The sequence below is a fragment of the Pseudomonas sp. 05N431 genome, from assembly GCF_056397005.1.
Window position 1 is genome coordinate 38,671 of the sequence record NZ_JBFTMN010000012.1, and the last position, 26,716, is coordinate 65,386.

Here is a 26,716-nt window from a genome sequence, read left to right on the forward strand (position 1 = left end):
ATGAGTGTTTATGTTCAAGCGGTTTTGCTGCACAGCCCTGGCCTTGCTGCCGTTGGCTTTCGTTACCTCGCCAGCCCACGCCGACTGGTACCTGGACGGTGAGTCTTCTCGTCTGTCGTTTATCTCCACCAAGAATGCCAATCTCTCCGAAGTTCAGCGCTTTCTGGTGCTGCATGGCAAGGTCGACGCCAGCGGCCAGGCGCAAGTTCAGGTCGAACTGGAGTCGGTCAACAGCGGCATTCCTCTGCGCGATGAGCGCATGCGCAAAGAGCTGTTCGAGATCAAGGCGTTCCCTGAAGCGCTGATCAGCACACAGATCGATTTGCGGCCGATCAAGGATCTGGCCCCTGGTGCACAACTCGAATTGCGTTTGCCACTGACGGTCAGCCTTCACGGCAAAGAGCACGCTTACAACGCCGAGTTGTTGGCGACACGCCTCGATGATCGGCGTTTTCAAGTGGTGACCCTGGAGCCGCTGATCATTAAAGCGGAGGATTTCGATCTGCTGCCAGGGCTGGAAAACCTGCGCACAGTCGCCGGCCTGTCAGCCATCAGTTCGTCGGTGCCGGTGGGTGCGGTGCTGATTTTCACGGCGCGCTGACATGAGCGGTGCAGTGTTTCCCTGGCGTGAAGGCAATCGCTATGAGCTGTTGATCGACGGGCCGCAGTTTTTTCCACGAATGCTGGCGGCGATTGCCGCTGCGCGGGAACAGGTCGAACTTGAGCTGTACCTGGTGGAGGCGGGCGCCTGTGCCGAGATGATCGTTCAGGCGCTGGTGCAAGCCGCCGGGCGCGGTGTACGCGTGCGTTGCCTGTTCGATGACTACGGCAGCCTGGCGTTCACCCTGAGCCTGCGGCGACGCCTGATCGAGGCTGACGTGGAGCTGCGTTTCTACAATCGCCTGAGCTGGCGGCGCTGGGTGCGCAATCTTTACCGTGACCACCGCAAGTTGCTGTTGGTCGATCAGACGCTGGCAGTGGTCGGTGGCACGGGCGTCACCGACGAGTTCTGGACCCCCGGTCACGACACCAGTGAGTGGCATGAAGTGATGGTGGAAATCAGCGGCCCGCTGGTGCTCGACTGGCAGTTGCTGTTCGACCGCCAATGGATCGCCAACCGCCACCGCCGCGCCTGGAAACCTGCCTCCCACTTCGGTTTGCCGCGTCTGCCACGGGTGCCGCCGATGGGTGAAGGAATGGGCCGGGTAGCGTATGCCGACGCCAGGCAACACCGGGACATCCTGCAGTCGCTGTTTCGTGCATTGAACAGCGGTCAGCAGCGAATCTGGCTGGCCACGCCTTACTTCCTGCCGACCTGGAAAGTCCGCCGCTCATTGCGCAAGGCCGCCGCGCGGGGCATCGATGTGCGCCTGCTGCTGACCGGGCCGCGTACCGATCACCCGTCGGTGCGCTACGCCGGGCATCGTTATTACCCACGCCTGCTCAAGTCCGGGGTGAAGATCTTCGAATACCAGCCGTGTTTCCTGCACTTGAAAATGGTCCTGATCGATGACTGGGTGAGCATTGGCTCATGCAATTTCGATCACTGGAATCTGCGCTTCAACCTGGAGGCCAACCTGGAAGCCCTCGATCCGACCCTGAGCATGGCGGTGGCGGCGAGTTTCGAGAAAGACTTTGCCTTGAGTCATAGCGTCAGTCTTGAGGAATGGCAACGCCGACCGTTGTGGCGACGGATCAAGCAGCGGGTGTGGGGATGGGTGGACCGGATGGTGGTGAATCTGCTGGATCGGCGGGGCTGAACACAATCCCCCAAACACCAAAAAACAATGTGGGAGCGAGCTTGCTCGCGATGGCGATATAACAGTCAACAGAGATGTTGAATGTTATGACCTCATCGCGAGCAAGCTCGCTCCCACAGGTACTTCAGGTAACTTCGGGGGTTAAAGCAACTCGAAGCTCTGCTGCGTCACGTCCTCGGAATCGAGGCCGATCTGCACGTTGAACTTGCCAGGTTCTGCCGCGTATTTGAGCTGGGCGTTGTAGAACTTCAGGTCGTCCTCGTCGATGGTGAAGTGGATGACTTTCTGTTCGCCGGCCTTGAGCATCACTTTCTGGAAGTTTTTCAGTTCCTTGAGCGGGCGAATCATCGAACCGACCACATCCTGAATGTACAACTGCACCACGGTTTCACCGTCACGCTTGCCGGTGTTTTTAACGGTCACGCTGGCGTCGATTTTGCCGGTCTTGTTCAGCGTGGTCGACGACAGGGCCATGTCCGACAGGCTGAAGCTGGTGTAGCTCAGACCGTAGCCGAATGGAAACAGAGGACCTGTGGTGTCATCGAAATACTGCGAGGTGTAGTTGCCCGGTTTGCCAGGGGTGAACGGACGACCGATGCTCAGGTGGTTGTAGTAGGTCGGAATCTGCCCCACCGAACGCGGGAAGCTGATCGGCAGCTTGCCGGACGGGTTGTAGTCACCGAACAGCACGTCGGCAATCGCGTTGCCGCCTTCGGTACCGGTGAACCAGGTTTCGAGGATCGCGTCAGCCTGGTCCTTCTCGTCGAGAATGGTCAGCGGACGGCCGTTCATCAGCACCAGCACCAGTGGTTTGCCGGTGGCTTTCAGGGCCTTGATCAGGTCGCGCTGGTTGGCCGGGATGTTCAGGTCGGTACGGCTCGATGACTCGTGGGACATACCACGCGACTCGCCGACCGCTGCCACGATGACATCGGACTGCTGAGCGGCTTTCACTGCTTCGTCGATCATGACCTGCGCCGAGCGCGGATCATTCACCACTTCCGGAGCGTCGAAGTTGAGGAAGTTCAGGTAATCGAGGACTTTCTTGTCCTCGGTGATGTTGGCGCCACGGACGTAGGTCAGCGTGGACTTATCGCCGAGGGCACGGGTCATGCCATCGAACAAGGTGACCGACTGTTCCGGTTTACCGGCGGCAGCCCAACTGCCCATCATATCGATCGGTGCCTTGGCCAGCGGGCCGACCAGAACGATTTTCGCGGTCTTCTTCAGCGGCAGGGTTTCGTTCTGGTTCTTCAGCAACACCAGGCTGCGACGTGCAACGTCACGGGCCTCGGCGCGGTGCAGACGGCTGTCGGCGTAAGTGTCGGCCGGATCATCCTCGGCCTTGCCGATACGCAGGTACGGGTCCTTGAACAGGCCCATGTCGTACTTGGCACCCAGCACTTCACGCACGGCGTTGTCGATGTCGCTCTGCTGGATCTCGCCGGACTTCAGCAGCCCTGGCAGTTCCTTGCCGTACAGTGTGTCGTTCATGCTCATGTCGATGCCGGCCTTGATCGCCAGCTTCGCCGCTTCGCGACCGTCGCGGGCCACGCCGTGCTTGATCAGCTCGAAGATTGCCCCGTGGTCGCTGACCGCCAGGCCCTTGAAGCCCCACTCCTTGCGCAGCAGGTCCTGCATCAGCCACATGTTGGCGGTGGCCGGAATGCCGTTGATCGAGTTCAGCGCAACCATCACCCCGCCAGCGCCGGCATCAATGGCGGCGCGGTACGGTGGCAGGTAGTCCTGGTACATCTTCACCGGGCTCATGTCGACGGTGTTGTAGTCGCGACCACCTTCGACAGCGCCGTACAGGGCGAAGTGCTTGACGCTGGCCATGATGCTGTCGGCCGCGCTCGGGGTCTCGCCTTGATAGGCCTTGACCATCACTTTGGCGATGCGCGAGACCAGATAAGTGTCTTCGCCGAAACCTTCGGAGGTGCGGCCCCAACGTGGGTCGCGGGAAATGTCGACCATCGGCGCGAAGGTGATGTCGAGGCTGTCGGCGGCGGCTTCCTTGGCGGCAATGCGCCCGCTGCGACCAATCGCGTCCATGTCCCAGCTCGAGGCCAGGGCCAGAGGGATAGGGAAAATGGTCCGGTGGCCGTGGATCACGTCATAGGCGAAGAACATCGGGATCTTCAACCGGCTGCGCATGGCCGCGTCCTGCATCGGACGGTTTTCCGGGCGAGTGATCGAGTTGAACGTGCCGCCGATGTTGCCGGCGGCGATTTCCTTGCGGATCAGCTCGCGGGGCATTTCCGGACCGATGCTGATCAGGCGCAATTGGCCGATCTTTTCTTCAAGGGTCATCTGCTTCATCAGGTTGCTGATGAAAGCGTTCTTGTTTTCAATCGGTGCAGGCGTTGTGTCGGCCCATACAGAGTGACTGGCCAGGCCGATGGCAAGGCCCAGCAAACACAGCTTCTTCATGAATAGTGATCTCAAAAGCCTAAACGGACGCAGTGGTTACGCGCCGGTCAGCCAAAATTAGGGAGCGTCTGTTGTTGTTCGGCTAAATGCAGCAAACTTCTGAACTCTTTTCGCGCTGGGCATCTTTTAGCCGATTGGCCCGATGCAATCCAGTGGCGGGGGCAGATTATGCCCCAAGAGCTTGATTTGGAGGCACGTGGATTACTTCCACGGTAATGGGCATGGAGCTTCTGCACGATCAGCTACGGCAAGCGTTCAAGAGGAATGCACCTGCGAAGGCCAAGGACTTGGGGGGCAGAGGCAGCGGGTCATAACAATAATGAATGAGCATTCAACACCATGGCATTACTGAGTGAGTACGAACAGCGTCAGGTCGCCGAAGCGATTGCCCGTGTCGAGCGCGACACCGACGCGGAACTGGTCACCGTGCTCGCAGCCCGGGCCGATGACTACGCGTACATTCCGCTGCTCTGGGCCAGTCTGCTGGCGCTGATCGTGCCGGGCATCGTGCACTACGTTACCGGCTGGCTGAACATGCACACCTTGCTGCTGGTGCAGTGGGTGAGTTTCATCGTGCTGTGCCTGGTGTTCCGGATTCCGTCGATCACCACCCACCTGATCCCGCGGTCGGTGCGCCACTGGCGCGCCTCGAACCTGGCGCGCCGGCAGTTTCTGGAGCAGAACCTGCATCACACCGTCGGCGGCACCGGCGTGCTGATTTTCGTCTGCGAAGCCGAGCGCTATGTGGAGATTCTGGTGGACGAAGGGATTTCCAGGCGGCTGGATAACAAAAACTGGGACCCGATCGTTGCAGCCTTCACCCGGAGGGTGAAACAGGGCCAGACGTTGCAAGGTTTTGTGACCTGCATCGAAGCCTGTGGCGAACTGCTCAAGGTGCATGTGCCGGTGACGCATGTGCGCAATGAGTTGCCGAATCGGTTGGTGGTGTTGGGGTGAGATTGGGACTTTTGTCAGGTTTCAAATCCACCCCTCACCCCAGCCCTCTCCCCAGAGGGGAGAGGGTGAAAGGGAGCTGATCTCCTTTGCTTTCAAGACCTGAGTTCGACTCGATATTTCAGGTCGCAGCATTGCGAAAGACACCTCGGTCAGTCCCCTCGCCCCTTGGGGAGAGGGCTAGGGTGAGGGGCGATTTCAAACCGTTCAGTAAATAACTGCGTGTCCCGACGCGCCATCCCCCCTAAAATACCCGTCATTCCCCGATCCGTACCGCCCGAGGCGTTTTCTACATGTCTGTTACCGCAACTCCCGCCAGCCTCACGCCGGATCATCATGCGCAATTTATCGACCTGCTGAGCACCAGCCTGGCGCAGAACGCCTTTATCAAACTGGTGCTGGCCAAGTACGTCGGCGCTGAAGTCGACTTGCAGCGAATCATCATCAAGCAACTGACGGTCAAGGAGCAGCCGTGCCTGTCCTTCGTCTATCGCTACAAGACGCGTGACATCACCAAGAATTTCCCGGTCGAAGAGGGTATCGCGACGATTGCTGCGCTGTTGCCACAGGACTTCAAGAACGCGCACCTGCTAGCGCTGACCGATGAAGCCCAGCTTGAATACAGCAAGAAGGGCAAGAGTTCGCTGTTCAAGAGCAAGCCCCAGCAACTGCGCGAAGTGCCGTCTGCCGAGCACAATCGCGAGAAGAACCGCTTCCTCGACCTGACCCGACCGTTCCTCGCGGATCTCGGTGTAACCAACAGCAAGCACGAGCTGATTCCGGCGATGTCGCGCAAGTGGAAGCAGATCAACAAGTTCATTGAAGTCTTCAGCCATGCGCTGACGTCTTCACCGCTGGCGCTGGATAAACCGGTACGGGTGGCGGACTTCGGTTCAGGCAAGGGCTATCTGACCTTCGCCATTCACGATTACCTGCGCAACACCTTGCACGCCGAAGGCGTGGTCACCGGTGTCGAGTTGCGCGAAGACATGGTCAATCTGTGCAACACCGCTGCGGCGCGCCTTGAGCATCCGGGGCTGGTGTTCAAATGTGGTGATGTGCGTAGCGTGGCACCGAGCGAGCTGGACGTGATGATCGCCTTGCACGCCTGTGACATCGCCACCGACTACGCAATCCACACCGGCATCCGCTCCGGTGCGGCAATCATCATGTGCTCGCCGTGCTGCCATAAGCAGATTCGCCTGCAAATCCAGAGCCCGGCGCTGCTCAAGCCGATGCTGCAATATGGTTTGCACCTTGGTCAGCAAGCCGAAATGGTCACCGACAGCCTGCGGGCGTTGTTCCTCGAGGCCTGCGGATATGAAACCAAGGTCTTCGAGTTCATCTCCCTGGACCACACCAACAAGAACAAGATGATCCTGGCAGTCAAACGCGCTGAACCGGTGGACCCGGCCCAGCTGTTGGTGAAAATCCAGGAGCTCAAGGCGTTCTACCACATCACCGAGCATTGTCTGGAAACGCTGCTGCGGGCCGATGGGCTGCTTATTTGAACGGCTTGATCTGAATACCCGTCGGTAACGTGCCCGGTTGTGCCGGGCGCACCGCCGTCTTGCGCCCGAGCATCACGGTGACAATCACCCCGACCGCAAACAGCCAGGTAATCGGTTCGATGTGTTCGCCAAAGAACAGCGCCGAGAAGGCGATGGTGAAGAAGATCTGCAGCAGCTGGATCTGACTGACCCGGGCGATGCCTCCCATCGCCAGTCCGGCGTACCAGGCGAAGAAGCCGATGAACTGCGAGAACAGCGATACGTAACCGAAGGCCCACCAGGTTTTCGCCGAAATCTCGCCTTGGTGCTGCAGCGCCAGATACGTCACCGGGCCGATCAACAATGGTGTCGACAGCACCAGCGCCCAGCAGATCACCTGCCAGCCGCCCATCTCCTTGGCCAACCGGCCACCTTCGGCGTAACCCAGGCCGCCGATGGCAATCGCCCCAAGCATCAATAAATCACCGGCCTGGATACTTCCGGCACCGCTGATCAACGCGTAACCCAGGACCAACGCGCTGCCCAATGCGGCGCAAGCCCAGAAGGCTTTCGACGGCCGCTCATGGGACAACCACGCCGCATACAGCGCCACGCACAATGGCTGTAAACCGTTGACCAGCGCGCCATGTGACGCCGGCAGCGTTTGCATGGCCCAGGCCGAGAGCACCGGGAAACCGAGAATCACTCCAGCGATCACCAGGGTCAGGCCTTTGACCTGTTTCCAGGTCGGCCATTTTTCCCGCCGCCAGAGCAACAACATCGCTGCCGGAATCGCCGCGAACAACGCTCGGCCCAGACCATTGAGCAACGGATGGACTTCTTGCACCACAATCCGGGTGAAGGGCAGGGTCAGGCTGAAGATGACGACGCCGAGCAGGCCCAGCGCCATGCCGGTGTTTTCGCGGGAGGACATAACGGTAACCAGAATTCGAAAGTGGCGGGAGAGCGTTCATCTAGCCACAAACTGTGCACGCTGCGCTGTTACAGCTGGACACGGACTTATCCGTACAGTTTGCGGACGCCTTCGCGGGCAAGTCCGCTCCCACAAAAACGACACCGTACCCTGTGGGAGCGGGCTTGCCCGCGATGAACGATGACGCGGTACCTACGGCGTAGTAGCTGGTTATTACCCGTCCCGCTGGATTCGGACTACCTTGAATACTCCTTCCTGCCCAAGTTTTTACCAGAGGAGTCATCCCCATGGCCGCGAAAAAAATTCTGATGCTGGTCGGCGATTACGTCGAAGACTACGAAGTGATGGTGCCGTTTCAGGCGCTGCTGATGGTCGGTCATACGGTGCACGCGGTGTGCCCCGACAAAACTGCCGGGCAGACCGTGCGCACTGCGATCCATGATTTCGAAGGCGACCAGACCTACAGCGAGAAACCCGGTCACCTGTTTGCGCTGAACTTCGACTTCGCCAAGGTCGATGCGGCGGACTACGATGCGTTGCTGGTGCCGGGTGGTCGGGCGCCGGAATACCTGCGCCTGAACGAAAAAGTCCTGCAACTGGTGCAAGCCTTCGACAAGGCCGGCAAACCGATTGCGGCGGTCTGCCATGGTGCGCAATTGTTGGCGGCGGCGGGGATTCTTGAAGGCCGCGAATGCAGCGCTTATCCCGCCTGCGCACCAGAAGTGCGTTTGGCCGGTGGCACGTATATCGATATTCCGGTGACGCAAGGTCACGTTCAGGGCAATCTGGCGACGGCTCCAGCCTGGCCGGCGCACCCGAGCTGGCTGGCCGGTTTCCTTGGTCTGTTGGGCACCAAAATCACTTTGTAAGCGGAGACCTGCGCATGTGCGAGCTGTACGTCAAAGCCGACCCGATCCTGTACGAGTCACGCTCGCGCTCGCTGCGTATCTGTGGGGTGGTGACCACGCTGCGGCTGGAGAACCAGTTCTGGGACATCCTCAGCGAGATTGCCGAAGTCGATGGCATGACCACCAACCAGTTGATCGCCAAGCTCTATGAAGAGGTGATGGACTACCGGGGCGAAGTGGTGAATTTCGCCTCGTTCCTGCGGGTCAGCTGCACGCGTTACCTGAGCCAGCGCCGGGTGACGACGCCGGAGTTGTCGGTGGTGCGCGCGGTGGTGAAGTAGGGTGGCGTGGTCTTTACTCTGAAGCGCGAACCCCTTCAATCGCCAAGGAGAACGACCATGTCCGGATGGTACGAGTTGAGCAAAAGCATCAATGGCCAGTTTCGCTTTGTGCTGAAAGCGGCCAACGCCGAGACCATTCTCACCAGCGAGCTGTACACCACGCGCAGCGCCGCTGATGGCGGCATTGCCTCGGTTCAGGCCAATAGCCCACTGGATGAACGCTACGAGAAAAAGTCCACCAAGGATGGCCATCCTTACTTCAATCTCAAGGCCGCCAACCATCAGATTATCGGCAGCAGCGAGGCCTATTCTTCCGACGCAGCACTGGAAAAAGGCATCGCCAGCGTCAAGGCCAACGGGCCGACCAAGGTGATCAAGGACAAGACGTTGCCGGTGCTTTGAATACCCTCTTTCAAGACCAGTACAAATCCCCTGTGGGAGCGAGCTTGCTCGCGATAGCGGCATAACATTCGACGGAGATGTTGAATGTCAGATCGCCATCGCGAGCAAGCTCGCTCCCACATTGGTTTTGTATGTGCCTGAAGATTAGCGCAACGAGTTCAACAACCCTTGCAGTTGGCTGCGAGCTGCTTCACCCAGCGGGAACACCGGCAGACGCGGGTCGCCAACGTCCAGCCCGGTCATGCGCAGACCGGCCTTGATGGTCGCCGGCAAACCGCCCTTGAGGATGAAGTCCAGCAGCGGCAACTGGCGATAGAACAACTCCCGAGCCGTGCCCAGGTCATTGGCCAACACCGCTTGATACAGCGCGCCATTGAGCTGCGGGATCAGGTTCGGTGCCGCTGTGCACCAGCCTTTGGCGCCTGCTGCGAAAGCCTCCAGCGCCAGCGGGTTGCAACCGTTGTAGAACGGCACCTGACCTTCGCCGAGCCAGTGCAGCTTGTGCATGCGCTGGATATCGCCGGTGCTCTCCTTGACCATGGTCACGTTTTCCACGGTGTTGAAAATCCGCAGGATCAGTTCCACCGACATGTCGGTGCCGCTGGTGGCCGGGTTGTTGTAGAGCATGATCGGCACACCGACGCTCTCGCCGATGGCGCGGTAGTGGGCAAGGATCTCGGCTTCGCTGAGTTTCCAGTAGGACGTCGGCAAGACCATCACCACATCGGCGCCATGCGCCTCGGCGAAACGCGCGCGGCGCACGGCTTTGGCGGTGGTCAGGTCGGAGACGCTGACGATGGTCGGCACGCGCCTGGCCACGTGCTTGATGCTGAACTCGCTGACCAGATCCCACTCTGCATCACTCAGGTACGCCCCTTCGCCGGTGCTGCCCAACGGAGCGATGGCGTGTACGCCGCCGTCGATCAAACAGTCGATGGAGCGACCCAGCGCATCCAGATCGATGCCTTCGCCATTAGCGGTGAACGGGGTGATGGTGTAGCCGATGATGCCGTGAATAGAAGGGGTAGACATGGCGTCTCTCCGGTTAAGTAAAGGGATGGATTCAGTTCAGGCAATCGGCGTGTTGACGCAGGTTCTGCCGAGCGTAGTAGTTGAAGGCGGCACCGTGGCGTTTGGGTCTGGAGATCCAGTCATGGGCTTCGCGGCCGAGCGCCGGCAGAATCGGTTTGAGTTCGCCTGCCGACATCGCCAGCAGCTGCAATTTGGCCGCGCGTTCGATCAACTGCGCGATGACACAGGCTTCCTCGATGGTCCTTCCGGTCGACAGCTGACCGTGGTGGGAAAGCAGAATCGCACGCTTGTCGCCCAGGGCACCGGCGATGATTTCACCTTCTTCGTTGCCCACTGGCACACCCGGCCAGGCTTCGAGAAAGGCGCAGTCTTCATAGAGTGGGCAGAGGTCCATGTGCGAGATTTCCAGCGGCACTTCCAGCATCGACAACGCCGCGATGTGCATCGGGTGCGTGTGAATGATGCAGTTCACGTCCGGCCGGGCGCGGTACACCCAGCTGTGGAAACGGTTGGCCGGGTTGGGCATGCCGTGACCTTCCAGCACCTCCAGGTCTTCGTTGACCAGCAGCAAGTTGCTCGCGGTTATTTCGTCGAAACCCAGGCCCAGTTGTTGGGTGTAATAGCTGCCGGGCTGCGGGCCACGGGCGGTGATTTGCCCGGCCAGGCCGGAGTCGTGACCGTTCTCGAACAGAATGCGGCAGGTCAGGGCCAGCTTTTGCCGGTCGGTCCACGTATTATCCGCCAGCGTGCTTTGCATCTGCGAAAGCGCCTGCTTGATGAGTTGGTCCTTGGGTAGTGCTAATGTCTTGGCCATATCGGGTGTCCTTTGCAGTGATCAATGGACGTCGGATGTGTTTTCCCGCTGCTCGCAAAGTCGTTGGGTGAGCACAAATGACACTTAAGAGGCTATATGACACTTTGTGTCATTGGCAAGGACTAATCGTTGCCTCCTTGATGGATTAATCGCTCCACATGTCTATCCGTTTGAAATTACTGCGAAAAAAACTCGGCGTTACGCTGGAGGCCCTGGCCGAAAAATCCGGCATGACCAAGAGTTATCTGTCGAAAGTCGAGCGCGGGCTGAACACCCCGTCCATCGCTGCAGCGCTGAAACTGGCCAAGGCGCTGAACGTCAAGGTCGAGGAATTGTTCTCCGAGGAAACCATCAGCCTCGACAGCTATAGCCTGGTACGTGCCGAAGAGCGCCAGTCGCTGGCGGCCAATGATCAGGCTCCGGGTTATGCGGTGCTGGCCCATCAGGTCAGCGAGCGCAGCCTGCTGCCGTTCATCATTTATCCGCCCAAAGAATTCAGCGACAAGACCTTCAAGGAGCATATGGGGGAGGAGTTTCTGTTCGTCCATGAAGGCCAGGTCGAAGTCGACTTCATGAGCGAGCGAGTGATTCTGAACCGTGGCGACGCGTTGCACTTCAACGCGCAAAAGCCGCATCGCCTGCGCTCGGTGGGCGAGGTACAGGCGCAGTTGCTGGTGGTGGTGCATAGCGGCGAGGAGTGAGTCGACTGCAAAAAGCATCGCGAGCAAGCTCACTCCCACAGGGGGTATGTACGTCGCAGATCAAATGTGGGAGCGAGCTTGCTCGCGATGGCGTCGATCCTGGCGCCACTAAACCTCGACTGGAACGGATAGCTTCGGGCTACCCAACGCATGGCTTTTGGAATCAAAAAACCTCAGCTCCACGCCAGTCCCTTCAAACACCTTCGCATAATGCCGCTTCTGGCTCTGGATGAACGCCGCGCTGCGCGGGTAAATCGAGACTGCCACGGTCTTCGGTTGTGCCTGACGCAGCGCATGAACGATGTGAGCGTCCTGCTTGCCAAGGCTGTGGCCGAAGATGCACAGCGCGTCGCTTTGCTTGAGTAACTGGTCGTAGCAGAACGACAGGTAATCCGAACTGCGGATGGTCTTGAGCTTGTCTTCAGAGCTGCCTTCGCTGACGAACAGCGGCACGTCGTCCAGCGTCTTGATCGTGTTGTTGATCGCAAAACTGCCCAGCAGCGTACCCTCCGTCGAGGTCAGTTTGCGCGCTGTGCCATCCTGGTTGCGCACCAGGTGCAAGCCGCCGTGCAAGTAGAGCAGGCGGGTTTTATCCGCGGTGCTTGCGCTCAGGTCGAAGCTCGGCTCGGTGCCGTGAAACAGGTCACTGATGGCATCGGGTTGGTGCTGGATCGCCCAGTAATTGAGCAGGTCGTAGTTGGTGGTGAACACCGTCGGATAGGTGCTCAATTCCTGATTGATCGCCGCCAGGCTTGACGGTTGCACCAGGCGCCACGGGATGTGCACCGCATGCACGGTGTTGATCAGCGCTTCCTTGATCGCGTAGTAGCGATTGCGCGGTGCGGCGGAGCTCACGGCCAGGGCCTTGTTGACCCGGCTGGTGGTTTTCAGCGCGCTCAGCACTTGCTCGAAACTGCGGGTTTGCATCGCGTCGAACACGCTCAGTTCGGACTGGCTCAACGGTTTTTCTTCGACCGTGCGTGCGTTCTCGAACAGCGAGTCGTAACCAAAATCATCCCATACCGCACGGCTGGCGCCGTTGCCCACCAGCAGGGCGCTGAACGGGGTGGTTGCGCGCAACGCATTCCAGTCTTCTAGTCGGGCATCAAATTCCTGGAAATCGGTCATCGCGTCGGTCATCTCAAGCGGGTGGAGTGCAGGGCGCAGACTTTATCACGACCGGGTGTTGAGCCAGATCAAGATGCGCGATAACGGATGGGTCGATCCTTTGGGCCACCGCTGAATCGGGGTTGCCGGTTCGGCCCCATCGAAGAGGATTGGTGATGACCAGCACGTTTTTCATTCCTGCGGTGAACATCATGGGCACCGGTTGCCTCGACGAAGCCATGAACGCCATTCGCAACTATGGATTTCGCAAGGCCTTGATCGTAACGGACGCAGGATTGGCCAAGGCCGGCGTGGCAGGGTTGATCGCTGAAAAACTGGCGATGCAGGACATCGATTCGGTGATTTTCGACGGTGCCAAACCGAACCCGAGCATCGCCAACGTCGAGAGCGGCCTGGAACTGCTCCAGCGTAGCCAGTGTGATTGTGTGATCTCCCTGGGCGGCGGCTCGCCCCACGATTGCGCCAAAGGCATCGCGTTGTGCGCCACCAACGGCGGCAAGATCGCCGATTACGAAGGCGTCGACCAATCAGCCAAGCCGCAATTGCCGCTGATCGCGATCAACACCACGGCCGGCACTGCCAGCGAGATGACCCGTTTCTGCATCATCACCGACGAATCGCGTCACGTGAAAATGGCCATCGTCGACCGCAACGTCACGCCGCTGCTGTCGGTCAACGACCCGGCGCTGATGGCGGCCATGCCCAAGGGCCTGACCGCGGCGACCGGCATGGACGCCTTGACCCACGCCATCGAAGCCTACGTTTCCACGGCCGCCAACCCGATCACCGACGCCTGCGCACTGAAAGCCATCGAGCTGATCAGCCGCAACCTGCGTCAGGCCGTGCACGACGGCAGCGACATGATCGCCCGGGAAAACATGGCGTATGCGCAGTTCCTCGCCGGCATGGCATTCAACAATGCTTCGTTGGGGTTTGTGCATGCGATGGCGCACCAGTTGGGCGGCTTTTATGATTTACCCCACGGTGTCTGCAACGCGGTATTGCTGCCGCACGTGCAGAGCTTCAATGCCGCGGTTTGTGCCGAACGCCTGGCGGTGGTGGCGCAGGCTCTGGGGGTCGACACCCTCGGTGTCAGTCCGGAAGAGGGCGCTCAAGCAGCCATTGTGGCGATCCGCGCGTTGGCCAGGGATGTGGAAATCCCCGGTGGTTTGCGTGATCTCGGCGCCAAGTTGCAAGACATTCCGATCCTTGCCGCCAACGCCTTGAAAGACGCCTGCGGCCTGACCAACCCGCGGGCGGCGGATCAGCGGCAGATCGAGGAGATCTTTCGTAGCGCGTTTTGAACTGCTGTATCGAACGGGTTGAATCGACAGACCGGGCAGGCGATAGTGCAAGGCTGATCTTTTATCGATTGATGACGTTCGCAAGGAACAGGGAATGACCTTGAAATACAGCTGGTTGGGATGTGTGGCAATGAGTGGTGCGCTGGGCGCGACCCAGGCGTATGCCGAGTGTGTAACACCACCATTGCCCGAGGGTGTACCGGGTTATTCGGTGTGCAAGGACTGGCCGGCCTATGACGGCCAGACCATCACCGCACTGTCGCAAATCGAGCCGGATCCGACCCAGAGCAATGAGCCTGACGGCATGGGCATGTACGACTTGAAACTGGCCGTGGTGTCCAATGTCGACGGTAAGCCACTGGCCCGCTATGCCAAAGCCTCGGTGTTCAGCTCCGATGCCGTCCGGTTCGATGGGCTGAGCATCGACACCGCGCGCTACAAGCTTACTTCCGACCTGCGGGCATTCGGTGTGCGTGCGGGGTTCACAGGCTCGTCGCGGGCCAATCCTTTCGGCGAGTCCCAGCTGTCGCTGTATGTTCGCGAAGGCAACACGCTACGCCCGGTACTGGAGCAACTGGTGATCGAATCCGCTAGCGGTGAGTGGGATACCAACTGTGCGGGCGAGTTCTCGAACATCAAACGCACTCTGGATATCGCTAAAACCAGCAGCCACGGCTTCGCCGACCTGATCGTCAAATCGGTGACCACCGGCTCGCAAGACTCGGTGAAAAATGGCGAATGTGAATCCAAAGATACGGTGGGGAAAACGGTACTGACGACGCTGCGGTATGACGGTCAGCGGTATGTTGTTCCGAAAGAGTTAAAAGGGCTCTGAACCGATGCTATCCGGTTTCAACCACCTAACCCTGGCGGTCACTGATCTGGACCGCAGCGTGGCGTTCTATCATGGCCTGTTGCACCTGCGCCTCGACGCCACCTGGGATAGCGGCGCCTATCTGTCGTTGCCGGGGTTGTGGCTGTGCCTGTCTCTCGATCCGCTGCGCGAGACTGAGGCGGCGGTCGAATACACCCATTACGCATTCAGCGTAGCCGCCAGCGACTTCCCGGTATTGGTTGAACGACTGCGAGCTGTAGGTGTTCTAGAGTGGCGGGACAATCGCAGCGAAGGCGCGTCGTTTTATTTCCTGGATCCAGATGGGCACAAGCTTGAAGTCCATGTCGGGGATCTGGCGTCGCGACTTGAGGCGTGCCGCCAGAAACCTTATGCCGGGATGAAGTTTTTCACCCCATGACCGGGCGTACTCCCGGTATGTCCATAGCTGATTTTTCCAGGCTTCATTGGCGGTATCGCCGCATACGCTATTCTGATCGGCAATGTGGGCACTCGTCGGGTGCGCACGCTGTATCAGCGTCATGAGCTGGCATTTACCCGGATTGGCGGGGTAATGTTCATCGGTTTCGCCATCAACGCCTTGCTGCACGCGGTGCCAGGGTTGCTGACGAATAAAGTTTGAGGCTGCGCGCAGGGCTGCGACAGCTGCATCAGGACATCCGTTTCAGCGATGCCGGGTCCAGGGATTGATACTCACGGCTGCACTTTTGGACAGTATCCATCTTTGATGAGCACCAGTAATTCCGCGCCGCTGGCGAGCTATATCGATCTTTTGCTCGACGTCGTGTGTGCGGTCGATAGCCAGGGTCGCTTCGTCTTTGTCAGTGCCGCCAGCGAGCGAGTGTTCGGTTACACCCCGGACGAGCTGATCGGCCAGCCGATGATCGAGATGGTCCACCCGGCCGATCGCCAACGGACCCTGGATGCCGCCCGGGAAATCATGCGCGGCCAGCCCAACCCGAACTTCGAAAACCGCTACCTGCGCAAGGATGGTCAGGTGGTTCATCTTCTCTGGTCGGCGCGTTGGTCTGAAGTCGATCAGCTACGCATCGCCGTGGCCCGTGACATCACCGAGCGCAAACAGGCAGAGTCCCGGCAGGCCGCACTGTACGCGATCTCCGAAGCCGCCCATGCCGCTGAGGATTTGCTGGCGCTGTTCAAGCTCGTCCATCAACTGATTGGCGAATGGCTGCCGGCGCTGAACTTCTCGGTGGCGCTCTATGACGAGCACTGCGAGCAATTGAGTTTCCCGTACCACGTCGACGAACACGAGAGCGATCCGCTGTGCAGCGTTACCGGCCGGCTTTGCACCGAGGTGATCCAAACGGGGCAGCCGGTGCTGGTGACACCTGACCAACCTGTCTCGATGCCCGGACTGTCCGAGGTCGGCAATGGCCAGGACTCACCCTGCTGGTTGGGTGTGCCGCTGAACTCACAGAAAGGCACCATTGGTGCACTGATCGTCAAAAGTGTACCCGGTGGCGAACGCTATACCGAGCGCGACAAGGAGCTGCTGCAATACGTCTGTGCCCAGCTCGCGGCAGCCATTGAGCGCAAGCAGTTGCACTGCCGGCTGCAATTCATGGCGCAGCACGACCAGTTGACCCGCTTGCCTAACCGCGAGCTGTTGCGTGAACGCCTGACTGCGGCCCTCGGCAAAGCCAGAAAAAATTCTGGGCGCATGGCACTGTTGTATGTCGATCTGGACCATTTCAAACAGGTCAACGACACCTACGGCCATGGCGTCGGCGACATGTTGCTGCAAGCGGTGGCCAATCGACTGCAAGGCTGCGTGCGTGAGACCGACACGGTGGCGCGCATTGGCGGTGATGAGTTTGTGGTCTTGCTCGACAGCATTCAGGCTGCCGAAGACGCGGCGCGTGTGGCGATCAAGATCCGACAGGTGCTCGGCCAGCCGATGCGTCTGGACAGCCATAGCCTGAACATCATGCCGAGCATCGGTATCGCGCTTTACCCCGAGCATGGCAGTGAGGAAAAGCAATTGTTCAAGCACGCAGATGAGGCCATGTACGCTGCCAAGCGCTTGAGCGGGCGCCTGGACCGCGCCTGATTCGACGTTGGCGCGGGGCACCGTTCGTCGCGGCAGGCTCAACTTTTCTAAACCTTTGTGGTGTTTTAACTTCAGACGTCAGGCGGGGATGCCCGCTGCACTCATTTGCCTGTTCAGGAGGGCGTGACCATGAAGCGTATGGCCAGCCGATTATCGACCATCAGTTTTGCCGTGTTGCTGGGCCTGGGCGCCAGCAGCGCTTTTGCCCAGTCGCCAGCCGAATTCATCAACGACGCCTCGGCCAAAGGCATGGCCGACATTGAGGCCAGCCGCCTGGCTCACCAGAAGACCGAATCCAAAGAGGTCAAGGATTACGCGATTGTGGTGATCAACGACCGCACTACGGCCAACCAGCATCTGGCGAAAATCGCCAAGAAACTCGATCTGCCCGTTGCCCCCAGAGACGAGCTGGCCAACAAGGCCAAGGCGCTGATTCCTGAGGTAAGGGACGGCGACTCGTTCGACGCGACCTATGCCGCCAGCCAGGTGCAAACTACCCAGAAAGCCATCGAACAGTTGAAGCAGGAGGCACAAACCACCGACGTGCCGGAGCTCAAGGCCTTCGTTGCAGAGACCCTGCCCAAGCTCGAAAACCATTTGCATATGGCCAGGGCCCTTCAGGCTAACAGCCAATCGGGTCGGGTGGATGGTTGACGCGGACGCTGACCAGCACTGATTCAAATCCTGCTGTTGCTTGTCAGCAGCAGGTGAACCTTCCAGCGAAATTGTCTCGCTGTCACCAATGCTGTGTTTCCAGCCCCCGCATCTCGTTTTGCATTTCTTTGGTAGAGCGCGGTCATTCATCTTCCTGAACGGCTATAGAGCATCCCTGTCTTTCGTGTTCGTAGGAACGCTCTTCTTCTGACCTTTATCCACGTTCGGTTTCTTTCTTTGTGCCGGTTTGTGTCTAGTATCAATGGCAGTCAATTTGCCAGCATGCACATACACGGATCGGAAACAGGTAAGAGGCCACTCATGGAATTTATCGAAAAGCTTGCAAGTCTCGCCGCAAAAGTTCGTCTGCAAGGGGCTGCAATTCAGACGGAAGAAGCGACCAAAAACGCTTTTGTCATGCCTTTTATCAGCACAGTACTGGGCTACGATGTTTTTGATCCGTCGGAAGTGACCCCTGAGTTCGTTTGCGATGTTGGGACCAAGAAAGGAGAAAAAATCGATTACGCGATCATGAAGGAAGGGGAGGTTCAGATCCTGATCGAGTGTAAAAAGATTGGTGAACCATTGCACATCAATCACGCATCGCAGTTGTTTCGTTACTTCCATGTCACCAGCGCTCGAATCTCGATCCTCACCAATGGTCAGGTCTACAAGTTTTTTACGGATCTGGACGCCCCCAACAAGATGGATGAAAAACCTTTCCTTGAACTCGATTTGCTCGATATCGACGAGTATTCAGTCCCAGAACTGACGAAGCTGACCAAGTCCGCATTCGATGTCGATTCGATTATCAGTGCAGCGGGTGAGTTGAAATACGTCAGCCAGATCAAAAAAGTGATCGCGGCCCAAGTCAGCAAACCTGATGACGATTTCGTAAAAGTCTTTGCGTCCCGGGTTTACGACGGTGTGATCACACAAAAAGTCCGGGAGCAGTTTCAGGAATTGACAAGAAAAGCCGTAGTGCAGTTTCTCAACGATCAGATCAACGATCGTCTCAAATCAGCTATGAGCGGAGCCATTCAGCCCAGCCTGTCCTCACTGCCGGAGACAGGTGCAGATACCTCGGGGCCGGATGAGCGTAATGAGTCGGATGACAAGGTATTGACCACGCTCGAAGAGCTGGAGGGCTATCACATTGTCCGTGCGGTGGTGCGTTCGGTAGTCGATGCAAAACGCATCGTGCAGCGCGATACACAGAGCTATTTCGGTATCTTGCTCGATGACAATAACCGTAAACCGATCTGTCGCCTGCATTTTAATCGGTCACAAAAGTACATCGGTATCTTCGACGAAGAGAAGAACGAAACCCGTCATCCGATCAATTCGGTCGATGATATTTACGACTATTCGGATCAGTTGAAAAAGACAGTTGGGTATTACGGCTGATCACCGCAGGAAAAACTGAAAACCGGCTATTGAAGCCGGTTTTTTGTTTAGCTCGACAGCTTCACCCCAACCGTCCAGCTGAAATACCCCAGCACTTCACAGCTGCTGTTCACCAGCATAAAGCTCAGCTCGCACTGCTCGACACCGGTGCTCAGCTGCTGGCAATGCCAGTAGTGATCATCGGCTTTCACCGGGAGTGGTTCGGTGGGGGATTCGGGATTGGGGGCGGGCAAGGTCTGGCCGTTGTGCACCACTAGATGCGGTGTTGAGAACACACCGGCGTCGCCCACAGTCAGGTTGTAAAACACCACGCTATGCTCGGCGTGCAGGCCGACGGTTCGGCCACGGATGTGGAAGGTTTTGGTTGAACTAGCGGGTAGTTCAAGGCAGGTGCTCTTGGACGTTGGCGTTGTTCCCAGGGACGCGCCAAAGGTGAAAATGAAGCCGTCGTCGATCACGGTCGGTTTCTGCGGGTCGAGGCTCGGTGTTGGGTGGCGGGTGAGCAGGGTTTCGGCGTCGACAATCAGCAACACATTGGTTGCCTGCTCAGTGGTGGATGACGGGTTTGCGCTGGTATCTGTGGACATCACGGCTTCCTTTCATGATGTGGGTGGGTCGCGGCCACCGCTGCGGCTTACGCAAGACATCCAGTTCCAGTCGGGGCGCGAGGCAGAGGGGAAAGCCCCTTGTCGCCAAGGGGCCGTCCAGATCAGTTACGGATGGTGATGAACGGATCCCACGAGCAGCAACCTACAATCTGGCAGTCCCGGTTCACGATCAGGAAGTTGAAGTGATAGGTCACGCTACCGGTGGCCAGGGTTTCCGAAGACCAGTAATGGTTATCGACTTTCTGGCAGCTAGGCACTGACGGGTTGCTGGTGTTTGGCACGGCAACACACGCGGTGGCTTTGCGTGGCGTCGGTGTCGAGATCAGCTCATTACCCGCGTTGCCGATGAACTTGTAGAAAACCACTGCCGTTTCGAAACTCTGCGACAGGCTGGTTTCGCGCCAGCGGATCAGGTCACCGACCGAGGCTTTCAGATTCAGCTCGCCACCGGCCTGGCCATTGATCACGTTGTCCCGGTTGGTGACCATGTACACATGACTGACATCGATAAGCGTTGGCGCGTTAGGGTTTTTGCTGATGTTCGGGTAGTTTTTCAGAATGGATTCGGTGTCGATCGAAACAAGCACATCCGTGACTCGAGACATAGTAAAGCTCCTTGATCATAGTGAGCGCCTGGCATCTACCAGACGCAACAACGCTTGATTGCCTTGCGGCTGTTGTAAGCGCGCTACTACGGGGAACCCACCGATCACAGGGTACGAGCTGGCCTGGCTCCTTGCCTATAAAGTGACCGGCCCGGGTTCCTTCCAACAGGCCGCGTCTGCACTATAGATGCCCATCTTAAGCTGTCAAAACAGAGGGGGCTTCGTTCGACGAGCGGTCGTTTTTCTTCTAACTTCCGATGATTTGGCGATAAGGAAACGGCGATCCAGAACCATCCCCAAACGTTGATTTCCCTCTAAACCGTGTGCCATTGAGCGACGATTACCGATCCCGGCAGCTTCACTTCCAGAGTGTCGGCGAACTGACCATCGATGGCTTTGAGCAGGCCTTGCGCCGATGTTCGACCCAAGCTGATGGCCTTGAGTCCGGAGCTTGCAACCATCAGCGCCTTGAGGTCTTTCAACGGGCCCTTGATGGCTTTGGCGCTGGACAGATCCTTGGTGTGCAGCAAGTCGGGCGAGGCGAAAAACTCTGCACTTCCCAGGCCCGCCGCCGTCATCTGTTCCAGGTTGTCCGGGTCAATTTCCGCGTAATGCGTTGCACCTGCGAGGAACTTCCGGTTCGCTACTTCGCCGTCGATCGCCAACAGAAAGAAAGTAAACGCCGTGTTGCCCAGGCGCACCCAATCATCCTGATTGGTGTTGCTGCCCTGGGTTCTTTGCAGGGTTTTGATCTTGCGGTGCACCAGTTCAAAGTTCGATGAAATGGTGTTGAACGGTGGAGGGCCGCCCTTTGACGTGGTGTAGTGGCGGAGAGTGAATTTCTTGTCCGCGACTTTTGCGAGCTCGGCTTCAGTCGCCTTCTTGTTGCTGAACTTCAGGTTGTCATCCGTGACCGATTGCATGATCTCGAACGGCTGAGTCCGGTCCTGTGGCTGATAGTTCGCCTGATGCTGTTCATACATTTCCAGCGCCGAAGCCGGTTTTTGTGAAGCGGGCGATGCCGCGCTGGACGGTTGAGCCAGGCAGGGTCCCTGGTGATTGGATTTGCACACGGCGCATAGCTTGGGGATTAAAAACACTGCAGGCTTTGGTGGAATGGYAGGCGCTGGTCGAGGGGGTGGTGCGGAGGCGCTTGATGACGCGGCCTGAGGATTTTCAATCGGGGGAAAGACGTTGCTGCTCCTGGGTTTTTGACCGGCAGGCGGCGTGTTTGGCGTTGCAGGAGACGGCACGATGGGCATGGGGCCTTTGCCCGCATTCGATCCGGAGTTTTTCAGCACAGTAGTCACTCTCCAGTTTTAGTAGACGGTGCTCCGTTGAATCTTGAAGCGATCGCCCACGTTTATAACCGAGGTCTGTGTGAGGGTTTCCGGAGGAATTGTTAGATGAAATTTCCTACGTGCAGGGATGCATATTTCTTACATTGATCAGAGCAACTGCAATGCGTCCGGACGCGCACCGGGAAATACGCTCTGCAGCTGCGAAGTGGACAAGCCCCACGTCCTGCCAAGTAAACCACCGAGCAGGTTCCGATAATTGTTGAGCACCGGGTAATCGCGGTTTTGCAACAGACTTTGTGGGTTGACCGCCACCTGTTCACCGACGATGCGTCCACCGCGAACGTTGCCGCCGAGTACCCAGTACACCGTGCCATGCCCGTGGTCGGTGCCCCTGGCGCCGTTTTCACGAAAGGTGCGGCCGAACTCCGAGAGCACCACCACGGTGGTGTTGTTCCATTCATCCCCCAGCGCCTGGGCATAGGCGACCAGACCTTCACCGAGGTTCGCCAGGTTGTTGGCCAGTTGGCCACTGGTGCTGCCCTGATTGACGTGGGTATCCCAGCCGCCGACATCGACGAAACCCAGTCGGTACTGGTCGCGCATCAGTGTTGCCATGCGCCGGGTCTGGGCTGCAAAGTTCTGCGCATTCGGCGCACCACGATTGGCCTTGACCATCTCTTCTTGCAGATCCTTTGACACCTGCTGGCGAAGTTCAAGGCCACCGGCTGCGGAGGCGGCATAAGGTGTGTTTTGGTACATCGACGAAAGAATCGCCGATTGCCGGGCATCGAAGGCCGGTTTCGAGGCACCGCGCAACGAGATGTTAGGGATGGCGTTACCGCCCTGAAAACTCAGGGGCAAGGCATCGGTGAAGGCAATGGGCGCACTGTTCGGCACCTGACGCGACAAGCGTGCAAGAAAGCCCGAGTCGTAACGGTTGCGCTGTCGGGTCGGTTCGCCAGACTCGATATTGTCCTGGGTTTCGAAGTGACTGCGGGACACGTCATCGGTCCCGGCGAACGGCACGAAGGCGATCTGCTTGCGTTGCCACAACGGGTAGATCGAATCACGTAAAACCGGATTCAGGCCCCAATGGCTGTCCAGTGCAATGGCGCTGTTGGGGTTATGCGAGTCTGGCCGGGCAATGGCGAGAGTCGGACGCGACTCGTAGTAAAAGTCGCTGGAGTAGGGCACCAGCAGGTTGTTGCAATCGTAGCCGCCGCGCAGAAAAACGATCAGAAAGCGTGGCGCCGAAACGGGGGCGGCGAACAGCTTTGCACTAAACGACAAGGACGGCAGCGTCGCGGCTGCCGCAGCAGCAATCAGCAGTTCTCGACGATTCATGGCGGTACCTCGTTACGCAACTTAGCGGTTATTGAAGTCAGGTGAGGCAAGCAAAAAGGTGTTCCATTCCTGAGGCGACACGGCCTTGTTCAGCGCGCCAAGGGTCGCTGCTGAAAGGTGTGGAGAGATGGCTTCGTAGAACAACGGTGTGGTGATCATCGGAAAACCGGGGCCGGGCAGGTTGCTACCTTGCGGGGTAAACAATCGGTTATCCCCACGCCCGATTGCCCGGGCGATTTCGAAGCGTTTGGACATCTGCCCTGAGCTCGACCAACCGCTGGATTCCAGAGGCCAGCCGTCCGGTGTCACGCGACCGAATACTGGCTGCCCCAACTGATTGAGCCAATTGATCATCGGCCTGGCGTTGGCCAGCGGCTTACCGTCATAGGCCAGCCGCACCGCCGACACCACAAACTGCATCGGGTCCTTGAATTTGGTGCCAGTGCTTTGCAGCAACTCCTTCGACTCGAACAACGTACGCATCACTTGGGCGATATCGCCGTCGCTGTCCTGGAAGGTCTTGGTCATCCGTTCCACCAGCGCGGGTGGCGGCTGATCGGCAACGAAGTATTCGGCCAGCTGTTGCGAGACAAACTGCGCACAGGCTTTCTGCCGGGTAATCAGCTCCACGGCCTGACGGATCTCGTCAAAGCCGCTGCCCCTGATCGGATGGCCGAGCAGTACCTTGTCGCTGAAATCGTGACGACGCGGATTGAATTCAAACAGACCCTCGCGAACGACCCAGGCTTGTTGCCGGGGCCCGAATTTCTGTACCCGGCCATCGAGCGGTATCAGCCCGGCGCCGGTCAGAATCAATGCCAGTTGCTGCACGTCTTGCTGGGTATAGCCGGAGCCGACACCCAGAGTGTGCAGCTCCATCAATTCGCGGGCGTAGTTCTCGTTGACCTTGCCCTTGGCATTTTGCGCGTTGTCCAGGTACTCAAGCATCGCCGGACTCTTGAGGGTGGCCATCACCAGATCCTTGAACTTACCCAGCGCGTGTGGGCGAATGGCGTGTTCTGCGTAGTCCGCCGTCAGCACCCGTATGCGAGCTTTGCCCTGAAACACGCTGAAGTGGTTGAGCCAGAAACCCACCAACTGCTCTTTGAGCTGATTGGGCCCATACACCGCACGCAACAGCACGGCTTCACGCGCTTGTTCTGCGAGTTCGTTGGCTTGTTGTTGTGCGTCTTTTTTCGCGGCGTTTTTGGCGTCGCCTTCGGGCATGGCCTTGAGCTGCTCCTGCTGGCTCTTGAATGCCAGCAACAAGGATTCGGGCGGCGTGCTCAATACCGGATAACTGTGCAACAGCGCGTTGATTGCCGGCGGTAGCGGGTCATTGATGCGGTCGGCCAATTGGGCTTGAAGCAGACCCTCGCGTCCCATGCTGCGCAAGCGCGCCAGGTTGGCGGCATCCAGATCGAAGCCATCGCGGCGCAGCCACGCAATGTCGCTCGGGTTGAGCGCAACGGGTGTGCCGGCCAAGGCGAGGGAGGGAAACAACAGCAAACAGGTCGACAGGCACAACGGGCGCAAAACGGCATGTGACATGTGCATGTAGGAGGTTCCCGAGTATCAAGAGAGACGTCGACTGCAGCCAGTGTAGTTTCCACCCGTGCAGCTGACGCTATGCTGAATAACGTGCATCTAGGACAGCTCAACCAAGATGGCGTTGCACGTGTTCTCGAAGGTTCTGCGAGCTGTGGAAGGTCAAGTTTTCTTTACACAGTTCCTGTGGGTGGGTTCAGGTATTAGACAGATATCTGCTGGTACAAATATTCATACGCCAAGCAGGAGCGCGGCGGTAAAGGGGGTATGGTTTTACGGGGTTACTCTATTGGCCGATGAGCCTCAGGAGGCAGCATGTTGTTACGTTACGCGGCATTGGTAGCAGTGGTCATCGCGGCCTCCGGTTGCGTACAGGAGCGGGTGGTTCATGACCGGCGTCCGCCGCCACGCGAGTACGTCGAAGTCATCGCGCCGCAGCCACCACCGGTCCAGGTGATCGAAATGGAGCCCGCGGGCCGGCCGGGTTATGTCTGGTCGCGCGGTTACTGGCGCTGGGAAGGCGGGCGTTATGTCGCCGTTCGCGGGCACTGGGAACCGGAACGCCGGGGCTATCGTTACGTGCACCCGCATTGGGAACAGCGCAACGATGGCTGGCATTGGCAGGGCGGGGGCTGGGCCCACTAGATCCAGCGTTTCGCCGAATCAAAAAGAGCGACCTCTGCAGGTTAATGCCTGTCAGTTAAGGCACAAACCTGTGGGAGCGAGCTTGCTCGCGATGACGGCATAACATTCAACATCAATGTTGACGGATCCACCGCTATCGCGAGCAAGCTCGCTCCCACATGGATTGCGCTTACCCGACATCGGCGCAACCACTTTCACCACATCATCCAACCGAGTCTTGACGAGCTTGGCAGGGCCGTCGCTTACTGGCGCCCCACGGGCGAAACGCAGAGTCTAGTGCGTCGCTCATGTCCTGATCCGTTACAGGAGTACGCGATGAGCTGGTCTGCCAAACAGTATGTGGCTTTCGAAGATGAGCGCACGCGCCCGGCGCGCGATTTGCTGGCCGCTATCCCGAACACCGATGTGCGTTCGGTGATCGACATCGGCTGTGGCCCCGGCAACTCTACCGAATTGCTCGTGCAGCGTTTTGCCAACGCCAAGGTGCGTGGCCTGGACAGCTCGGCTGACATGATCGACGCCGCCCGAAAACGCTTGCCGAACGTACGTTTCGACACCGCCGACATTGCTGCCTGGAGCGAGCCCGGCCCGTTCGATGTGATTTTCGCCAACGCAGTGTTCCAGTGGTTACCCGACCACGCCACGCTGTTGCCGTCGCTAGTGGCCAAGCTTGCACCCGGCGGCAGCCTGGCGATTCAAATGCCTGACAACCTCGATCAACCGTCGCATCGAATGATGCGTGAAGTCGCCAATAACGGGCCTTGGGCCAGCAAGCTTGCGGACGTCGCCGGGCTACGGACGACCCTGGACGATGCCAATACCTACTACCAGATGCTGTGTTCGTGCGCCTCGCGGGTCGATGTTTGGCGCACCACCTACCATCACCCGCTGGCGGGCGGTCCCGCGGCCGTGGTCGAGTGGTTCAAGGGCAGCGGTTTGCGGCCGTTTCTTGAACCGCTCGACGAAGTGGAAAAAGCTCAGTACCTCGAGCAATACCTGGCTGCGTTAGAGCCATTCTTTCCGGTGCTGGCCGATGGTTCGGTGTTGCTGCCGTTCCCGCGTTTATTCATTGTGGCGACCCGCTAAAGGCCATTGTTGCATCAGGGCTGAGGCTGTTGCCCCTAGCCCTGTTGCAACACTTTTAATGCTGCCGAGGCGAGGAAGCCGGAACGGCTTTTTTCTTCCGGGTGATGCAGCACGTATTCGTCGATACGGGTCAGCAGATAGCCGGGCAGGGTGATGTTGAGTTTCTGAGCCTTGCCCAGGTACTTGGTGACGTCGATGTCCACCAATGCCCAGGTAACGCCGGCGTACTGCGGATTGGCCGCGTGCATGGTGACTTTGTTGGCGGGCGGAATCGCCGAGCCGTCTTCGGCGAGTATCTCGAAGTGGCCTTCGATGGCTTCGCGCGCCATGGCGATCGCATCGTCCAGGTCATCACCGGCCGAGTAGCAGCCCGGAATGTCCGGCACTTCCACGCCCCAGGCGTGTTCGTTATCGCCCATTGAAATCGCAATTGGGTAAAGCATGTACGTTGTC

Annotated in this window: 27 protein-coding genes and 1 pseudogene; 17 read left to right on the forward strand and 11 right to left on the reverse strand. The window is 58.6% G+C overall.

Features of this window, described 5'->3' with window-relative positions:
* Positions 1 to 10: 10 nt before the first annotated feature.
* The gene (locus AC1DIG_RS20380) at positions 11 to 601 is read left to right on the forward strand and encodes a YceI family protein (protein ID WP_477768730.1); all 591 of its coding nucleotides are present in this window, start codon (positions 11 to 13) and stop codon (positions 599 to 601) included.
* A 1-nt stretch (position 602) separates the two neighbouring features.
* On the forward strand, positions 603 to 1,760 hold the full coding sequence (locus AC1DIG_RS20385) for a phospholipase D-like domain-containing protein (protein WP_477768731.1): 1,158 nt from the start codon (positions 603 to 605) through the stop codon (positions 1,758 to 1,760).
* 141 nt (positions 1,761 to 1,901) lie between these two features.
* Here AC1DIG_RS20385 and bglX read toward each other — a convergent pair whose 3' ends face one another.
* Complete coding sequence (gene bglX, locus AC1DIG_RS20390) at positions 1,902 to 4,193, reverse strand: beta-glucosidase BglX (protein ID WP_477768732.1); 2,292 nt, start codon at positions 4,191 to 4,193, stop codon at positions 1,902 to 1,904.
* Positions 4,194 to 4,532: 339 nt separating this feature from the next.
* Between bglX and AC1DIG_RS20395 the strand changes: the two genes are divergently transcribed.
* Positions 4,533 to 5,150: a TPM domain-containing protein gene (locus AC1DIG_RS20395; protein ID WP_477768733.1), complete on the forward strand. Its 618-nt coding sequence runs from the start codon at positions 4,533 to 4,535 to the stop codon at positions 5,148 to 5,150.
* Between the two features lie 290 nt (positions 5,151 to 5,440).
* The gene (locus AC1DIG_RS20400; RefSeq protein ID WP_477768734.1) at positions 5,441 to 6,658 is read left to right on the forward strand and encodes a class I SAM-dependent methyltransferase; all 1,218 of its coding nucleotides are present in this window, start codon (positions 5,441 to 5,443) and stop codon (positions 6,656 to 6,658) included.
* Here the strand turns inward: AC1DIG_RS20400 and AC1DIG_RS20405 are convergent.
* Positions 6,651 to 7,571: a DMT family transporter gene (locus AC1DIG_RS20405; RefSeq protein WP_019692235.1), complete on the reverse strand. Its 921-nt coding sequence runs from the start codon at positions 7,569 to 7,571 to the stop codon at positions 6,651 to 6,653. The two genes, AC1DIG_RS20400 and AC1DIG_RS20405, sit on opposite strands and share 8 nt — an antisense overlap.
* A 287-nt stretch (positions 7,572 to 7,858) precedes the next feature.
* On the opposite strand from AC1DIG_RS20405, the gene AC1DIG_RS20410 reads away from it, so the two are divergent.
* The 3 genes from AC1DIG_RS20410 to AC1DIG_RS20420 are packed head-to-tail and all read left to right on the forward strand — an operon-like array spanning position 7,859 to position 9,162.
* Entirely contained in the window at positions 7,859 to 8,440 is a 582-nt protein-coding gene (locus tag AC1DIG_RS20410) for a DJ-1/PfpI family protein (RefSeq protein ID WP_477768735.1), read from the forward strand.
* Between the two features lie 14 nt (positions 8,441 to 8,454).
* Positions 8,455 to 8,760: a ribbon-helix-helix domain-containing protein gene (locus tag AC1DIG_RS20415; protein ID WP_054596073.1), complete on the forward strand. Its 306-nt coding sequence runs from the start codon at positions 8,455 to 8,457 to the stop codon at positions 8,758 to 8,760.
* A 57-nt stretch (positions 8,761 to 8,817) separates the two neighbouring features.
* Positions 8,818 to 9,162, forward strand: a complete 345-nt coding sequence (locus AC1DIG_RS20420) for a YegP family protein (protein ID WP_477768736.1) — start codon at positions 8,818 to 8,820, stop codon at positions 9,160 to 9,162.
* 144 nt (positions 9,163 to 9,306) lie between these two features.
* Here the strand turns inward: AC1DIG_RS20420 and AC1DIG_RS20425 are convergent, their stop codons facing one another.
* Positions 9,307 to 10,194, reverse strand: coding sequence for a dihydrodipicolinate synthase family protein (locus AC1DIG_RS20425; RefSeq protein ID WP_477768737.1), 888 nt, complete (start codon positions 10,192 to 10,194; stop codon positions 9,307 to 9,309).
* A gap of 31 nt (positions 10,195 to 10,225) precedes the next feature.
* Positions 10,226 to 11,008, reverse strand: a complete 783-nt coding sequence (locus AC1DIG_RS20430) for an aldolase (protein ID WP_477768738.1) — start codon at positions 11,006 to 11,008, stop codon at positions 10,226 to 10,228.
* 158 nt (positions 11,009 to 11,166) lie between these two features.
* On the opposite strand from AC1DIG_RS20430, the gene AC1DIG_RS20435 reads away from it, so the two are divergent.
* A complete protein-coding gene (locus AC1DIG_RS20435; RefSeq protein WP_123428173.1) occupies positions 11,167 to 11,709 on the forward strand; it encodes a helix-turn-helix domain-containing protein in 543 nt (180 codons plus the stop codon).
* Between the two features lie 108 nt (positions 11,710 to 11,817).
* On the opposite strand, the gene AC1DIG_RS20440 is transcribed toward AC1DIG_RS20435, so the two are convergent.
* A complete protein-coding gene (locus AC1DIG_RS20440; RefSeq protein WP_477768739.1) occupies positions 11,818 to 12,837 on the reverse strand; it encodes a DUF4917 family protein in 1,020 nt (339 codons plus the stop codon).
* A gap of 155 nt (positions 12,838 to 12,992) precedes the next feature.
* Here AC1DIG_RS20440 and yiaY point away from each other — a divergent pair, with 155 nt between their 5' ends.
* The 7 genes and pseudogenes from yiaY to AC1DIG_RS20475 all read left to right on the forward strand — a co-directional run bounded on the left by yiaY (position 12,993) and on the right by AC1DIG_RS20475 (position 19,126).
* Positions 12,993 to 14,141, forward strand: coding sequence for an L-threonine dehydrogenase (gene yiaY / locus AC1DIG_RS20445; RefSeq protein ID WP_477768740.1), 1,149 nt, complete (start codon positions 12,993 to 12,995; stop codon positions 14,139 to 14,141).
* 94 nt (positions 14,142 to 14,235) lie between these two features.
* Positions 14,236 to 14,976 carry a PA3715 family protein gene (locus AC1DIG_RS20450; RefSeq protein WP_477768741.1) on the forward strand — a complete coding sequence of 247 codons (741 nt, stop codon included), beginning with the start codon at positions 14,236 to 14,238 and terminating at the stop codon, positions 14,974 to 14,976.
* Positions 14,977 to 14,980: 4 nt separating this feature from the next.
* Complete coding sequence (gene fos / locus AC1DIG_RS20455; protein WP_477768742.1) at positions 14,981 to 15,394, forward strand: fosfomycin resistance glutathione transferase; 414 nt, start codon at positions 14,981 to 14,983, stop codon at positions 15,392 to 15,394.
* A gap of 27 nt (positions 15,395 to 15,421) precedes the next feature.
* Positions 15,422 to 15,616: pseudogene (locus tag AC1DIG_RS20460) on the forward strand (LysE family translocator); the annotation flags it as partial.
* A 105-nt stretch (positions 15,617 to 15,721) separates the two neighbouring features.
* A complete protein-coding gene (locus AC1DIG_RS20465) occupies positions 15,722 to 17,065 on the forward strand; it encodes a sensor domain-containing protein (RefSeq protein WP_477768743.1) in 1,344 nt (447 codons plus the stop codon).
* A gap of 129 nt (positions 17,066 to 17,194) precedes the next feature.
* Positions 17,195 to 17,719, forward strand: coding sequence for a DUF4142 domain-containing protein (locus AC1DIG_RS20470; RefSeq protein WP_477768744.1), 525 nt, complete (start codon positions 17,195 to 17,197; stop codon positions 17,717 to 17,719).
* A 321-nt stretch (positions 17,720 to 18,040) separates the two neighbouring features.
* Entirely contained in the window at positions 18,041 to 19,126 is a 1,086-nt protein-coding gene (locus AC1DIG_RS20475; RefSeq protein WP_477768745.1) for a type I restriction endonuclease, read from the forward strand.
* 47 nt (positions 19,127 to 19,173) lie between these two features.
* On the opposite strand, the gene AC1DIG_RS20480 is transcribed toward AC1DIG_RS20475, so the two are convergent.
* From AC1DIG_RS20480 to AC1DIG_RS20500, 5 genes are all read right to left on the reverse strand, one after another.
* Positions 19,174 to 19,713, reverse strand: coding sequence for an AidA/PixA family protein (locus AC1DIG_RS20480; RefSeq protein WP_477768746.1), 540 nt, complete (start codon positions 19,711 to 19,713; stop codon positions 19,174 to 19,176).
* Positions 19,714 to 19,835: 122 nt separating this feature from the next.
* The gene (locus tag AC1DIG_RS20485; RefSeq protein ID WP_477768747.1) at positions 19,836 to 20,339 is read right to left on the reverse strand and encodes an inclusion body family protein; all 504 of its coding nucleotides are present in this window, start codon (positions 20,337 to 20,339) and stop codon (positions 19,836 to 19,838) included.
* Between the two features lie 314 nt (positions 20,340 to 20,653).
* Positions 20,654 to 21,640: a hypothetical protein gene (locus AC1DIG_RS20490; protein WP_477768748.1), complete on the reverse strand. Its 987-nt coding sequence runs from the start codon at positions 21,638 to 21,640 to the stop codon at positions 20,654 to 20,656.
* A gap of 147 nt (positions 21,641 to 21,787) precedes the next feature.
* The gene (locus AC1DIG_RS20495) at positions 21,788 to 22,984 is read right to left on the reverse strand and encodes a DUF1501 domain-containing protein (protein WP_477768749.1); all 1,197 of its coding nucleotides are present in this window, start codon (positions 22,982 to 22,984) and stop codon (positions 21,788 to 21,790) included.
* Between the two features lie 21 nt (positions 22,985 to 23,005).
* Positions 23,006 to 24,541 (reverse strand): DUF1800 domain-containing protein, encoded by a 1,536-nt coding sequence (locus tag AC1DIG_RS20500; protein ID WP_477768750.1) that lies wholly within the window; start codon positions 24,539 to 24,541, stop codon positions 23,006 to 23,008.
* Positions 24,542 to 24,847: 306 nt separating this feature from the next.
* Between AC1DIG_RS20500 and AC1DIG_RS20505 the strand changes: the two genes are divergently transcribed.
* Together AC1DIG_RS20505 and tam are read left to right on the forward strand one after the other, a co-directional pair.
* Positions 24,848 to 25,177, forward strand: a complete 330-nt coding sequence (locus AC1DIG_RS20505; protein WP_477768751.1) for a YXWGXW repeat-containing protein — start codon at positions 24,848 to 24,850, stop codon at positions 25,175 to 25,177.
* Positions 25,178 to 25,492: 315 nt separating this feature from the next.
* Positions 25,493 to 26,263 carry a trans-aconitate 2-methyltransferase gene (gene tam / locus AC1DIG_RS20510; RefSeq protein WP_477768752.1) on the forward strand — a complete coding sequence of 257 codons (771 nt, stop codon included), beginning with the start codon at positions 25,493 to 25,495 and terminating at the stop codon, positions 26,261 to 26,263.
* A 35-nt stretch (positions 26,264 to 26,298) separates the two neighbouring features.
* On the opposite strand, the gene AC1DIG_RS20515 is transcribed toward tam, so the two are convergent.
* Positions 26,299 to 26,706: a type II toxin-antitoxin system HicB family antitoxin gene (locus AC1DIG_RS20515; protein WP_477768753.1), complete on the reverse strand. Its 408-nt coding sequence runs from the start codon at positions 26,704 to 26,706 to the stop codon at positions 26,299 to 26,301.
* Positions 26,707 to 26,716: the final 10 nt, after the last annotated feature.